Origin of the sequence: Actinomadura meyerae (assembly GCF_900188445.1) — a bacterium.
Classification (GTDB): Bacteria; Actinomycetota; Actinomycetes; order Streptosporangiales; family Streptosporangiaceae; genus Spirillospora; species Spirillospora meyerae.
Window position 1 is genome coordinate 31,933 of the sequence record NZ_FZOR01000033.1, and the last position, 13,081, is coordinate 45,013.

General features: G+C 73.8%; 15 protein-coding genes. 14 read left to right on the forward strand and 1 reads right to left on the reverse strand.

Annotated features, from left to right (window positions below; translation table 11 throughout):
• The first annotated feature begins 138 nt into the window (after positions 1-138).
• From CHF16_RS28100 to CHF16_RS28160, 13 genes are all read left to right on the forward strand, one after another.
• A complete protein-coding gene (locus tag CHF16_RS28100; protein ID WP_089329153.1) occupies positions 139-1,809 on the forward strand; it encodes a CTP synthase in 1,671 nt (556 codons plus the stop codon).
• Positions 1,806-2,447: an NUDIX domain-containing protein gene (locus CHF16_RS28105; RefSeq protein ID WP_089329154.1), complete on the forward strand. Its 642-nt coding sequence runs from the start codon at positions 1,806-1,808 to the stop codon at positions 2,445-2,447. The genes CHF16_RS28100 and CHF16_RS28105 overlap by 4 nt, the downstream gene beginning before the upstream one ends.
• Positions 2,448-2,620: 173 nt before the next feature.
• Complete coding sequence (locus tag CHF16_RS28110; protein ID WP_245869382.1) at positions 2,621-3,532, forward strand: site-specific tyrosine recombinase XerD; 912 nt, start codon at positions 2,621-2,623, stop codon at positions 3,530-3,532.
• Between the two features lie 193 nt (positions 3,533-3,725).
• A complete protein-coding gene (locus tag CHF16_RS28115; protein ID WP_245869399.1) occupies positions 3,726-4,592 on the forward strand; it encodes a ParA family protein in 867 nt (288 codons plus the stop codon).
• A gap of 39 nt (positions 4,593-4,631) precedes the next feature.
• The gene (locus CHF16_RS40490) at positions 4,632-5,321 is read left to right on the forward strand and encodes a hypothetical protein (RefSeq protein ID WP_089329156.1); all 690 of its coding nucleotides are present in this window, start codon (positions 4,632-4,634) and stop codon (positions 5,319-5,321) included.
• Positions 5,322-5,426: 105 nt separating this feature from the next.
• Positions 5,427-6,311, forward strand: coding sequence for a segregation and condensation protein A (locus tag CHF16_RS28125; protein WP_425427521.1), 885 nt, complete (start codon positions 5,427-5,429; stop codon positions 6,309-6,311).
• Positions 6,304-6,894, forward strand: coding sequence for an SMC-Scp complex subunit ScpB (gene scpB, locus CHF16_RS28130; RefSeq protein WP_218826873.1), 591 nt, complete (start codon positions 6,304-6,306; stop codon positions 6,892-6,894). The genes CHF16_RS28125 and scpB overlap by 8 nt, the downstream gene beginning before the upstream one ends.
• 8 nt (positions 6,895-6,902) lie before the next feature.
• A complete protein-coding gene (locus tag CHF16_RS28135) occupies positions 6,903-7,634 on the forward strand; it encodes a pseudouridine synthase (RefSeq protein ID WP_089329159.1) in 732 nt (243 codons plus the stop codon).
• 23 nt (positions 7,635-7,657) lie between these two features.
• Entirely contained in the window at positions 7,658-8,020 is a 363-nt protein-coding gene (gene aroH / locus CHF16_RS28140; RefSeq protein ID WP_089329160.1) for a chorismate mutase, read from the forward strand.
• Between the two features lie 29 nt (positions 8,021-8,049).
• The gene (locus CHF16_RS28145; protein ID WP_281259404.1) at positions 8,050-9,156 is read left to right on the forward strand and encodes a prephenate dehydrogenase; all 1,107 of its coding nucleotides are present in this window, start codon (positions 8,050-8,052) and stop codon (positions 9,154-9,156) included.
• A 114-nt stretch (positions 9,157-9,270) separates the two neighbouring features.
• Positions 9,271-9,933: a (d)CMP kinase gene (gene cmk, locus CHF16_RS28150; protein ID WP_245869385.1), complete on the forward strand. Its 663-nt coding sequence runs from the start codon at positions 9,271-9,273 to the stop codon at positions 9,931-9,933.
• Between the two features lie 35 nt (positions 9,934-9,968).
• Positions 9,969-11,354: a ribosome biogenesis GTPase Der gene (gene der, locus CHF16_RS28155; protein WP_089329162.1), complete on the forward strand. Its 1,386-nt coding sequence runs from the start codon at positions 9,969-9,971 to the stop codon at positions 11,352-11,354.
• A 98-nt stretch (positions 11,355-11,452) separates the two neighbouring features.
• Positions 11,453-11,731 carry a hypothetical protein gene (locus tag CHF16_RS28160; RefSeq protein ID WP_245869387.1) on the forward strand — a complete coding sequence of 93 codons (279 nt, stop codon included), beginning with the start codon at positions 11,453-11,455 and terminating at the stop codon, positions 11,729-11,731.
• On the opposite strand, the gene CHF16_RS28165 is transcribed toward CHF16_RS28160, so the two are convergent.
• Positions 11,728-12,354 carry a hypothetical protein gene (locus tag CHF16_RS28165; RefSeq protein ID WP_143228149.1) on the reverse strand — a complete coding sequence of 209 codons (627 nt, stop codon included), beginning with the start codon at positions 12,352-12,354 and terminating at the stop codon, positions 11,728-11,730. The genes CHF16_RS28160 and CHF16_RS28165 overlap by 4 nt on opposite strands.
• A gap of 304 nt (positions 12,355-12,658) precedes the next feature.
• On the opposite strand from CHF16_RS28165, the gene CHF16_RS28170 reads away from it, so the two are divergent.
• Positions 12,659-13,072 (forward strand): TOBE domain-containing protein, encoded by a 414-nt coding sequence (locus CHF16_RS28170; RefSeq protein WP_089329164.1) that lies wholly within the window; start codon positions 12,659-12,661, stop codon positions 13,070-13,072.
• Positions 13,073-13,081 lie beyond the last annotated feature (9 nt).

Sequence of the window (13,081 nt, forward strand, 5' to 3'; positions counted from 1 at the left end):
GCCCGCGCGCCCGCCGCGGCGGCCCCGGCCGGAGGGCCTCCCGGGCCCGAGGCCGAGGTCAATGCAATGAGCACGCTATCCTGGTGGCCCGTGGACGATGAGACTCGTCCGCCTCATCACGACCACGGGAGCGCCTTCTTGCCTTCGGCAGCCACTGGTAGATCACGTCCTACCAAGCATCTCTTCGTCACCGGCGGTGTCGCCTCCAGCCTCGGCAAGGGACTGACGGCGTCCAGCCTGGGGCGGCTTCTCACGCTTCGCGGCCTCCGGGTCACCATGCAGAAGCTCGACCCCTACCTCAACGTCGACCCCGGCACCATGAACCCCTTCCAGCACGGCGAGGTGTTCGTCACCGACGACGGGGCCGAGACCGACCTCGACATCGGCCACTACGAGCGGTTCCTCGACACCGAGCTGCACGGGTCCGCCAACGTCACCACCGGCCAGGTCTACTCCAACGTGATCGCCAAGGAGCGGCGCGGGGAGTACCTCGGCGACACCGTCCAGGTGATCCCGCACATCACCAACGAGATCAAGGACCGGATCCGCGGGATGGCGGACGACACCGAGGTCGACATCGTCATCACCGAGGTCGGCGGGACGGTCGGCGACATCGAGTCGCTGCCGTTCCTGGAGTCGGTCCGCCAGATCCGGCACGAGATCGGCCGGGAGAACTGCTTCTTCCTGCACGTGTCGCTGCTGCCCTACATCGGCCCGTCCGGGGAGCTGAAGACCAAGCCGACGCAGCACTCGGTCGCCGCGCTGCGCTCCATCGGCATCCAGCCCGACGCGATCGTGTGCCGGTCCGACCGGCCGATCACCGACGGGCTCAAGCACAAGATCAGCCTGATGTGCGACGTGGACCGCGAGGCCGTGGTGTCGGCCGTGGACGCCGCGTCCATCTACGACATCCCGAAGGTGCTGCACTCCGAGGGCCTGGACGCCTACGTGGTGCGCCGGCTCGACCTGCCGTTCCGCGACGTCGACTGGGGCGCCTGGGACGAGCTGCTGCGCCGCGTCCACAAGCCCGCCCGCGAGGTCGTCATCGCGCTGGTCGGCAAGTACATCGACCTCCCCGACGCGTACCTGTCGGTGACGGAGGCGCTGCGGCACGGCGGGTTCGGCAACGACGCCCGGGTCCGCATCCGCTGGGTCAAGAGCGACGACTGCGCGACCCCCGAGGGCGCCAAGCGGGAGCTGGACGGCGTCGACGGCGTGCTCATCCCCGGCGGGTTCGGGGTGCGCGGCATCGAGGGCAAGCTCGGCGCGGTCCGGCACGCCCGCGAGAACCGCATCCCGCTGCTGGGCATCTGCCTCGGCCTGCAGTGCATGGTGATCGAGGCGGCGCGCAACCTCGGCGGGCTCGCCGAGGCGGGCAGCGCCGAGTTCGACGCCACTACCGCGCACCCGGTCGTCGCGACGATGTCCGACCAGCTCGACGTCGTCGCCGGGGAGCGCGACATGGGCGGGACGATGCGCCTCGGCCTGTACCCGGCCGACCTCGCCGAGGGCTCGGTCGTGCGGGAGCTGTACGGGGAGGCGAAGGTGTCCGAGCGGCACCGGCACCGCTACGAGGTCAACAACTCCTACCGCGACCGGCTGGAGGAGGCGGGGCTGCGGTTCTCCGGCCTGTCCCCGGACGGCCGCCTCGTCGAGTACGTGGAGCTGCCGCGCGAGCGGCACCCGTTCTTCGTCGGCACGCAGGCGCACCCGGAGTTCCGGTCCCGCCCGACGCGGCCGCACCCGCTGTTCACCGGGCTGGTCGCCGCCGCCCTGGACTACTCCGAGCAGCGCGCGGGCGACGCGTGAGCGGCGGTCTCGGGCCCGGCGACGTCCGCGACCGGCCCGAGCGCTGGACGGTCGTCGGGTCGTCGGAGGCGTTCCGGGGGCCGGTGTTCGGCGTCCGGCGGGACCGGGTGGAGATGCCGCGCGGCGACGGCACCGAGGTCGTCCGGCGGGACGTGGTCGAGCACATCGGCGCCGTCGGCGTCATCGCGCTCGACGACCGGGACCGGGTGCTGCTGCTGCGCCAGTACCGGCACCCGGTGGGGCGGCTGCTGTGGGAGGCGCCCGCCGGGCTGCGCGACGTGGACGGCGAGGAACTGCGCGGCCTGGCCGAGCGGGAGCTGCTGGAGGAGGCCGGGTACCGCGCCGAGCGCTGGGACACCCTGGTCGACGTGTTCACCTCGCCCGGCATGGCCGACGAGCGGGTCCGGATCTTCCTGGCCCGCGGCCTGACCGAGGTACCCGAAGCCGAGATCGACTTCGAGCGGGTGCACGAGGAGGCCGACATGCCGGTCGTGTGGGTGCCGCTGGACGAGGCGGTCCGCAAGGTCCTGGCCGGCGACCTGCACAACATGGTCGCCTGCATGGGGGTGCTGGCGGTGCGCGCGGCGCGCGACACCGGCTTCCGGGACCTGCGGCCCGCGGACGCGCCCGAGGACTGAGCCCGCGGGCCCGGCCCGGAGACGGGCCCGCGAGGTCCCCTCGGGCGGCCGGACGGGGCATGATGGGCGGGTCCCGCTGTCCCCGGCCGGAACGAGGTGCCGCACTGTCCCCGAGCCCGTCCCCCCGGAGTGCCGCGCAGGACGCGGCCGCGGCCTCCGCGCTCGACTCGGCCGTGCGGGCCTACCTGGGGCACCTGGCCGTCGAGCGGGGCCTCGCCGCGAACACGCTCAGCTCCTACCGCCGCGACCTGCGCCGCTACGCGCGCGTGCAGGACGCCCGCGGCCGCGCCGCCATCGGCGACATCACCGAGGACGACGTCCGCGCGTTCCTGCTGGGGCTGCGGGAGGGCGACGCCGACCATCCGCCGCTGTCGGCGGGATCTGCGGCGCGGGCGCTCGTCGCGGTGCGGGGCCTGCACCGGTTCGCGCTGCGGGAGGGCCTCGCGGCCCGCGACCCCGCGCACGACGTCAAGCCGCCGACGCCGCCGCGCCGGCTGCCGAAGGCGATCTCGCTGCCGGAGGTGGAGCGGCTGCTCGCGGCGGCGGCCGGGCCGTCCGGTGAGCGCGGCGCCGCGCGCGGCCTGCGCGACCGGGCGCTGCTGGAGCTGCTCTACGGGTCGGGCGCGCGGATCTCCGAGGCCGTCGGCCTGGACGTCGACGACCTCGACCTGCGGGACGGGATCGCCCGCGTCGCCGGCAAGGGCGGCAAGGCCAGGGTCGTGCCGATCGGCGACTACGCCCGCGAGGCCGTGGACGCCTACCTGGTGCGGGCGCGGCCGGAGCTGGCGGGGGCGGGCCGGGGCGGCCCGGCGCTGTTCCTCAACGCGCGCGGCGGGCGGCTGTCGCGGCAGGGCGCCTGGATGGTGCTGCGCGCCGCCGCCGACCGCGCGCAGCTGTCGGAGGTGTCGCCGCACACGCTGCGCCACTCGTTCGCGACGCACCTGCTGGACGGGGGAGCCGACGTCCGCGTCGTCCAGGAGCTGCTCGGGCACGCGTCGGTGACGACGACGCAGGTCTACACGCTGGTGACGGCGCAGCTGCTGCGGGAGGTCTACGCGACCTCGCACCCCCGCGCGCGGAGCTGACCCGCCCGGTGCCCAATCAGGCAGGAACGGGACGGACCGGTCGCGGCACAAATCCCGACGTTCGGCGCGCGTCGGCTTGTGGCCGGGGGTGGACGGCCCTAGAGTCCCCGTTCTGGATGGCATTTCCGGGCCGCCGGGGAGGGATCTGGTGACCAGCACAGACGGTGCGGAGGGAGTCCTTTCCTCCGCCACCATAGAGACCGATCCGAGCCGGGCCCTCGGGCCCACTCAGCGACCCGTGCCGGTGTTCCCCGAGCCGGAACCCCTGGCCGAGCACGGGCCCGCGCGCATCGTGGCCGTCTGCAACCAGAAGGGCGGCGTCGGCAAGACCACCACGACGATCAACCTCGGCGCGGCGCTCGCCGAGTACGGCCGCCGGGTCCTGCTCGTCGACTTCGACCCGCAGGGCGCCCTGTCGGTCGGCCTCGGCAAGGGCGACCCGCGCCAGCTCGACGTGACGATCCACAACCTGCTGCTCGAGCACGACACCGAGTGGGAGGACGTCGTCATCGAGACCGGCGTCGACGGGATGGACCTGCTGCCGAGCAACATCGACCTGTCCGGCGCGGAGGTGCAGCTCGTCCACGAGGTCGGGCGCGAGTACATCCTGCAGGGCGCGCTGAAGTCGGCGATCCCGCACTACGACTACATCCTCATCGACTGCCAGCCGTCGCTCGGCCTGCTCACGGTCAACGCGCTGGCGGCCAGCGAGGGCGTGCTGATCCCGCTGGAGTGCGAGTACTTCGCGATGCGCGGCGTCGCGCTGCTGATGGAGACGATCGACAAGGTCCAGGGCCGGATCAACCCGGGGCTGGTCATCGACGGCGTCCTCGGCACCATGTACGACTCGCGGACGCTGCACACCCGCGAGGTCCTCGGCCGCATCGTCGAGGCGTTCGGCGACAAGGTCTTCCACACCGTCATCAACCGGACGGTGCGCTTCCCGGACGCGACCGTCGCCGGGGAGCCGATCACGTTCTTCGACCCGAGCTCGATGGGCGCGAACGCCTACCGGAGCCTCGCCCGCGAGGTCCTCGTCCGGTGGGCCGAGACGGAGTGATCCGGCCCGGCGTTCCCCGAACCCCCTGACGGAGCGCACATGGGAAACCCCCCGCCCGGCCCGTACGACCCGCCGCCCGGCGCGCCCCCGCCTCCCGGCGCGCCCCCGCCACCCGGCGCGTTCCCGCCGCCCGGCGCCCCCGCGCCGGCATCCGGCGGCGGGCCGGGGCGGCTGGTCCTCGTGCTGGTCGCCGCCGGCGTGGCCGTGCTGCTGCTGCTCGGCGGTGCGGTCGCCTACGTCATCGCCACCGGGGACGACGGCGGCTCCGAGGCGGCCGCCTCCTCCGGCCCGTCCGACCTCCGCGAGCCGCTGACGTTCGCGCTGGTCGAGAAGGAGTCCGAGCCGCCGTGCCGGCCCGGCGCCCGCACCGTCGCCGGCGACACGTCCTGCTACACCTTCGGCTCCGACCAGCTGACCGTGCGCCGCCTGGAGGCGGTGAAGGCGGCGATGCCCGACCCGGCGCGCGGCGCGCCGGGCTGGAGCGTCCAGGTGACCCTCACCGCCGCGGACCGCCAGGGCTTCGCCGCCCTGACCGCCAAGGCCGCGCGGGGGTTCGCGAGCCAGGCGCCGAGCGGCCGGATGGGCATGCTCGTCGGCGGGACGCTCATCTCCGAGCCCGCGCAGGTGGAGCAGGCCATCACCGCCGGAAAAGTGGAGATCACCGGCCCGCCCGACAGGTTCACCCGCGAGTACGCCGAGGGTCTCGTCCGCCGGATGACCGGGCGGTAGCGGGCCGCGCCCGTCACCGCTCGTGACCGCCGATGGTGCGAGCGGCGCGCAGGGCATGGGACGATGTGGCCGGTGAGCACAGCGCGGGAGGAGTCCTCCGCTACCGTGAGCGACGTGGAGGAGACGCCGCCGGAGCCGGGGCCGGAGGAGCGGGAGGACGGGGAGCAGCAGGGCTTCCGCGTCCACCTGGACAACTTCGAGGGCCCGTTCGACCTGCTGCTCGGCCTGATCTCCAAGCACAAGCTCGACATCACCGAGGTGTCGCTGCACAAGGTCACCGACGACTTCATCGCGCACATCCGCTCCCACGGCCGCGACTGGGACCTCGACCAGGCCAGCCACTTCCTGCTGGTCGCCGCGACGCTGCTCGACCTGAAGGCCGCCCGGCTGCTGCCGTCCGGCGAGGTCGACGACGAGGAGGACCTCGCGCTGCTGGAGGCCCGCGACCTGCTGTTCGCGCGGCTGCTGCAGTACCGCGCCTACAAGGAGGTCGCGAAGGTGCTCGCCGCGCGGATGGCGGAGGCGGGGCGGCGCTTCCCGCGCCTGGTGCCGATGGAGCCGCGGTTCGCGAACCTGCTGCCGGAGGTGCTGCTCGGCCTCGGCCCGGAGGAGTTCGCGCGGCTCGCCGCGAAGGCCCTCGCGCCGAAGGCGCCGCCCGCGGTGTCGGTCGAGCACATGTACCAGCCGAAGGCCAGCGTGAAGGAGCAGGCCGCGATCGTCGTGGCGCTGCTGCGCCGGCTGCGCCGCACGACGTTCAGGGTCCTCGCCGCCGACGCGGAGGGCACCTACGAGGTCGTCGCGCGGTTCCTGGCGCTGCTGGAGCTGTACCGGGAGCAGGCGGTCGTGTTCGAGCAGGACCAGCCCCTCGGCGAGCTGCACGTGATCTGGACGGGCGCCGACGAGGGCGACGTCGAGGTGGGCGACGACTACGAGGGCGCGCCGAAGAAGGACGGCGCGCGAGATGAGGGAGACGGGCGAGGCGATGAGTGAGGACCCCGGCGCGCAGGCGCCGGAGCAGCCGGAGCAGCCGGAGCTTCCGGGGCTGCGGGCCTCGATCGAGGCGATCCTGCTGGTGGTGGACGAGCCGGTCACCGAGATGACGCTGGCCCAGCTGCTGGAGCGCCCCCGCGGCGAGGTCGCCGAGACGCTGCGGGAGCTGGCCGCGGAATACACCGAGCAGGGCCGCGGGTTCGATCTCAGGGAGGTCGCCGGCGGCTGGCGGTTCTACACCCGGGACGTGTGCGCCCCGGTCGTGGAGCGGTTCGTCACCGACGGGCAGCAGGCGCGGCTGACGCAGGCCGCGCTGGAGACGCTCGCCGTCGTCGCCTACCGGCAGCCGGTGAGCCGCGCCCGGGTGTCGGCGATCCGCGGCGTCAACAGCGACGGCGTCATGCGGACGCTGACGCTGCGCGGCCTCATCGAGGACGCGGGGCAGGACCCGGAGTCGCAGGCGCACCTGTACCGCACGACCGGGTACTTCCTGGAGCGCCTCGGGCTCCGCGACCTCGACGAGCTGCCGGAGCTCGCCCCCTACCTGCCGGACGACCTGCCCGAAGACATAGTGGACGATTGAGGGTTTCCGTGAGTGAGAACGAGGGCGTGCGGCTGCAGAAGGTCCTGGCCGACGCCGGGGTCGGCAGCCGCCGCCACTGCGAGGAGCTGATCGGCGAGGGCCGCGTCACCGTGGACGGGAAGAGGGTGTTCCGGTTCGGCGAGCGCGTCGACCCGCGGACCGCCGTCATCCACGTGGACGGCAAGCGCGTCGAGACCCGCGCCGAGATGCGGTACTACGCGATCAACAAGCCGCGCGGCGTGGTGTCCACGATGTCGGACGAGCGGGGCCGCAAGTCCCTCGCCGACTACGTGGAGGTCCCCGAGCGGCTGTTCCACGTCGGCCGGCTCGACACCGACACCGAGGGCCTGATCCTGCTCACCAACGACGGGGAGCTGGCGCACCGGCTCATGCACCCGTCCTTCGGCGTCGACAAGACCTACCTGGCCGAGATCCACGGCCCGATCCCGCGCGACCTCGGCCGGCGGCTGAAGGCGGGGGTGACGCTGGAGGACGGGCCCGCCAAGGCCGACCGGTTCCGCGTCTTCGACCAGGTTGGCCGGCGCGTCCTGGTGGAGATCACGCTGCACGAGGGGCGCAAGCACATCGTCCGGCGGCTGCTGAAGGAGGTCGGGTTCCCGGTCCAGCAGCTCGCCCGCATAGAGTTCGGGCCCATCAGGCTGGGCTCGCTGAAGCCGGGCGGGATGCGCGCGCTGAGCGTGCGGGAGGTCGGCGAGCTGTACAAGGCCGTCGGGCTCTAGGACACGGGAAGGGGAGGACGACTGTGGCGGTACGCGCGGTCCGCGGGGCGACGCAGATCGACGCCGACGACCGGGAGCAGATCCTGGAGGCGACGACGGAGCTGGTCGCGGAGGTGATGGAGCGCAACGCGCTGAGCACCGACGATGTGATCAGCGTCATCTTCACGGTCACCCCGGACCTGACGGCGGAGTTCCCGGCGCTCGCCGCCCGCAAGCTCGGCTTCCACGAGGTGCCGCTGCTGTGCGCGACCGAGATCGGCGTGCCGGGGGCGCTGCCCCGGGTGATCCGGCTGATGGCGCACATCGAGACCGACCGCCCGCGCTCGGACGTCCAGCACGTCTACCTGCGCGGCGCGACGGCGCTCCGGCTCGACATCGCGCAGTAGGCACGGGTCGGGGGCAGTAGGGTTTCGGCGTGAGTGAGGACGTGGTGGCGCGGCGCATCGTCGTCGTGGGGACGGGGCTGATCGGGACGTCGATCGCCCTGGCGATGCGCGAGCGCGGTGCCGAGGTGCTGCTGACCGACCGGGACGCGGCGGCGCTGTCGCTGGCGGTGGAGCTGGGCGCGGGGGAGGCGCTGCCGGACGGCGCGCACGCCGGGCCCGCCGACCTGGCGGTGCTGGCGGTGCCGCCGGCCGCGGTGGCGGTGACGCTGCTGGACGCACAGAAGCGCGGCCTGGCGACCGCCTACACCGATGTGGCGAGCGTGAAGGCGCTGCCGCTGGCGCAGGCGGCCGAGCTGGGCTGCGACCTGACGGCGTTCGTGGCGGGGCATCCGCTGGCCGGGAGCGAGCGGTCGGGGCCGGGCGCGGCGCGCGCCGACCTGTTCCTCGGGCGCCCGTGGGCGCTGTGCGCGCCGCCCGAGGCGACGCCGGAGACCGTCGAGGCCGTCACGGGCCTGGTGAAGGCGTGCGGGGCGATGCCGGTGCGGGTGGACGCGGCCGAGCACGACCGGGCCGTCGCGCTGGTCTCGCACGGCCCGCACGTGGTGTCGGCTGCGGTGGCGGCGCGGCTGACGGGCGCCGACGACGTGGCGCTGGGCCTCGCGGGGCAGGGCGTCCGGGACGTGACGCGGATCGCGGCGAGCGACCCGCGGCTGTGGATCGGCATCCTGTCGGCGAACTCCCAGCCCGTCGCGGACGTGCTGGAGGCCGTCGCGACGGATCTCGCGGTGGCGGCGTCGCTGCTGCGCGACGGCAGCGAGGAGGCCGCCGCCCACGTCGCGGACCTGCTGCTGCGCGGGAACGCGGGCCGGTCCCGCATCCCCGGCAAGCACGGGGGCGACCAGCCCGCCTACGCCACCGTCCAGGTGGTCATCCCCGACCGCCCCGGCGAGCTGGCGATGATCTTCCAGGCGGCGGGGATCGCGGGCGTCAACATCGAGGACGTGACGATCGAGCACTCCCCGGGCCGCCCGCTCGGCGTCCTGGAGCTGGCGGTGGTCCCGGAGGCCGCCGACCGCCTGGCCGCGGAGCTGCGCTCGCGCGGCTGGTCGGTGCCGGGGGCCTCCGGGGACCGGTAGCCTGGTTCGCCGGGGGGATTCCGGGCCTCTGCGCCGCGCGGCGGCGCGCGCCGCCCGTTCTCGTCCGCCGGCCGGGGCCGGCGGACGCTCCGACGACGAAGAGAGGGAGCGATCGTGCCGCTCGTCATCGCCATGGACGGACCCTCCGGTTCGGGCAAGTCCAGCGCGTCCAAGGGCGTCGCCCGCGCGCTCGGGCTGCGGTACCTGGACACCGGTGCCATGTACCGCGCCATGACGTGGTGGATGCTGGACCGGGGCGTGCCCGTGGAGGACGGCGCCGCCGTCGCGGCGCGCGCCCTCGACCCGGAGATCGTGTCGGGCACCGATCCGGACGCCCCGGCGATCACGGTGGACGGGGTGGACGTGGCCGGGCCGATCCGCACCCGCGAGGTGACGAACGCGGTCAGCGCGGTCAGCGCCGTCCCGGCGGTCCGGACCCGGCTGGTCGAGCTCCAGCGGGAGATCATCGGGGCCGGCGGGATCGTGGTGGAGGGCCGCGACATCGGCACGGTCGTGGCGCCGGACGCGGCGGTGAAGGTGTACCTGACGGCCAGCGAGGAGGCGCGCGCCGCGCGCCGGGCGAAGGACCTCGCGGCCGACCCGGGGGCGTCGGTGACGGTGACGCGGGCCGAGCAGGCGCGGCGGGACCGGCTCGACTCCACCCGGAAGGCGTCGCCGCTGGCGAAGGCGGCCGGCGCGCACGAGATCGACTCGACGGAGCTGAGCCTCGCCGAGGTCATCGAGGCGGTCGTCCGCCTCGCCAAAGAGCATGAGTGAGGGGGCGGCCTGAGGGCCGTCCCGGGGACAGGGCAGTGAGCGATTACGAGATCGAAACGGTGGACGTCGTCGAGGACGTCGCCGGGGACGCGGGGCCGGCGCCGGTGGTGGCGGTGGTCGGGCGGCCGAACGTCGGCAAGTCCACCCTCGTCAACCGGATCCTCGGCCGCCGCGAGGCGGTCGTGGAGGACGTCCCGGGCGTGACCCGCGACCGGGTCGCCTACGACGCGGCGTGGAGCGGGCGCCGGTTCACCGTCGTCGACACCGGCGGGTGGCTGCCCGACTCGTCCGGCCTGGCCGCGGCGATCGCGGAGCAGGCGCGGCTGGCGGTCGACCTGGCGGACGTGGTGATGTTCGTGGTCGACGCGACCGTGGGCGCGACCGACGTGGACGAGGCCGTGGTGGAGATCCTGCGCCGGGCCGGCAAGCCGGTGGTGCTGGTCGCCAACAAGGTCGACGACGCGGGCGCCGAGTCGGACGCGGCGCTGCTGTGGTCGCTCGGCATCGGCGAGCCGCATCCGGTGAGCGCGCTGCACGGGCGCGGCAGCGGCGACCTGCTCGACGCGGTGCTGGAGGCGCTGCCGGCCGAGCCGCCGCCGGAGACGTTCGGCGAGGCGGGCGGGCCGCGCCGGATCGCGTTGCTCGGCCGTCCGAACGTGGGCAAGTCGAGCCTGCTGAACAAGCTGGCGGGGGAGAACCGCGCGGTCGTGGACTCGGTGGCGGGCACGACCCGCGACCCGGTCGACGAGCTGATCGAGCTGGGCGGGCGGACCTGGCGGTTCATCGACACGGCCGGGATCCGGCGACGGCACCGGGAGAACCAGGGCGCCGACTTCTACGCGACGCTGCGCACGCAGTCGGCGCTGGAGCGCGCCGAGGTCGCGGTGGTGCTGGTGGACGCCGACCAGCCGCTGGCCGAGCAGGACCTGCGGATCATCTTGATGGTGATCGAGTCGGGCCGGTCGCTGGTGCTGGCGTACAACAAGTGGGACCTGCTGGACGAGGAGCGCCGCCACTACCTGGAGCGCGAGATCGACCGGCAGCTGCACAACGCGCGCTGGGCGCCGCGGGTGAACATCTCCGCGAAGACCGGCCGGCACGTGGAGAAGCTGGTGCCGGGCATCGAGACGGCCCTGGCGGGCTGGGAGACGCGGGTCCCGACGTCGAAGCTGAACCAGTTCTTCGCCGACCTGGTGAACTCGCACCCGCACCCGGTGCGGGGCGGCAAGCAGCCGCGGGTGCTGTTCGCGACGCAGGCGGGGGTGCGGCCGCCGCGGTTCGTGCTGTTCACGTCCGGCTTCCTGGAGGAGGGCTACCGGCGGTTCATCGAGCGGCGGCTGCGCGAGGAGTTCGGCTTCGCCGGCACCCCGCTGGACATCACGATGAAGATCCGCGAAAAGCGCGGCAAGAACCGCAGATAGCGAAATATTCGGCGATACGGCCCGTCCGGATCTTTCCCGGACGGGCCGCGGCGTGTCAGGATGCTGCTGCGGACATCGAGTAAGTCTTCCATTACTCGATGATCCGCGGGAACGTGGTGGACGCCCCGGGGACCCCGGCCCCCGGGACATCGGGCGCGGTCGAGGGGTGCGACGTGAAGCTCTTGCTGCTCATCTCCGTTGCCGTCGCGTGCGTGGCGCTCAGCTTCGCCTGGCGGGAGCCGTGGATCGGCGGCGTCGGCCTGCTGATCGCCTTCGTGGCGATGTTCACCGACCGCGACGACGTGCGGACCGACGACGAGCGCGGCAGCTACGAGACCACCAAGGCGGTCCGCAACATGCGCCGCCGCGACCGCTAGCGTTCGTACCGGCGCTCGCCCGCGACGGGCTGGTCATGGCCCGGCTGCGGCTGCTGCGGGACGCGCCCGCCCTGGTTCTCCCGGGCGTAGCGGCCGTGCACGATCGGCTGGGTGGCGGTCGCGCCGCCTCCCGCGCCGGTGCCGGTGCCGCCGGCCGCCCGTGCCGCCTCCCGCGCGCCGAGCACGGCGAACCGGCCGAGCGCGAGCGCGGCGAAGAACACGGTGACCACGCCGAGGCCGGTGAAGCCGGCGAGCTGCTCGGCGATGATCTGGCCTTCGCCGGTGCCGAGCGGGGTCCCGATGCCGGGGACGTCCCACAGCCCGGCGAGGATCGGGCCGATGGCGAACCAGGCGCCGCCGAGCGCGGCGATCCAGCCGCCGAACATGGCGAGGGCGCGGTTGGCGCTGAAGAGCAGGATGAGCCCGCCGAGGACCGTCGCGGCCGCCGGGGCGATGCTCAGTTCGAGCCGTTCGGTGGTGTAGACCCAGGTGTCGTCCGGCGCGAAGCCGAACCCGAAGTAGGGGCCGGCGAAGGGCAGCAGGCCGCCCCACAGCCCCAGCAGGATCAGCATGACTCCGCTGAGGACGCCCCGGGTGCGAGGTGCTCGCATGGTCCCAGTCATGATCATTCCTCCTGACCGGGCGGGTGCGGAAATCTGTTGAGTGACCGTTTACCCGGTGCGGACCGGCCCACACGGCGACAAGACCCAGACATGGCCAATAGGGGAGTATTTCCATGGAAAGCGACATAGCGGTCAGGCGGGTCCGGTGGGAACCACCGGTCGGCTGGGTCGGCCTCGGCATGATCACCGAGGTCCTGCTGGACGCGAGCTGACCGCAGATGCGAGGCCTGGCGGCCTGCAAGGGCCGCATTATCCAGACCTACAGGGCTCTTCTCCTCGTACCGCGGTTGGCTAAGCTGCCTGCGTGACCACGTTCAGGATCAGCGAGGCGGCCGCGCTGCTCGGCGTCAGCGCGGACACGGTCCGCCGCTGGGTGGACGGCGGGCGGCTGCCCGCGTCCCGGGACGAGCACGGCCACCGGCGCGTGCCGGGCGCCGAGCTGGCCGCCTTCGTGCGCGACCAGGCGCGCGCGGCCGGGCCGTCCGACCGGCCGGAGCGGTTCTCCTCGGCGCGCAACCGGCTGCGGGGAATCGTCACCGACGTCGTGCGGGACGGGGTGATGGCGCAGGTGGAGATCCAGGCGGGGCCGTTCCGGGTGGTGTCGCTGATGAGCCGCGAGGCCGCCGACGACCTCGGCCTCCGGGTCGGCGTGGTCGCCGACGCGGTGGTGAAGTCGACGAACGTCGTGGTCGAGGTCGCGGAACCGGGAGCGCCATGATCGGGAAGG

Coding starts and splice junctions, on each gene's coding strand:
- CHF16_RS40490 (WP_089329156.1), top strand. CDS start 4,632: ATGGGAAACCCCCCGCCCGGCCCGTACGACCCGCCGCCCGGCGCGCCC.
- scpB (WP_218826873.1), top strand. CDS start 6,304: ATGAGTGAGGACCCCGGCGCGCAGGCGCCGGAGCAGCCGGAGCAGCCG.
- CHF16_RS28160 (WP_245869387.1), top strand. CDS start 11,453: ATGATCCGCGGGAACGTGGTGGACGCCCCGGGGACCCCGGCCCCCGGG.
- CHF16_RS28165 (WP_143228149.1), bottom strand. CDS start 12,354: ATGACTGGGACCATGCGAGCACCTCGCACCCGGGGCGTCCTCAGCGGA.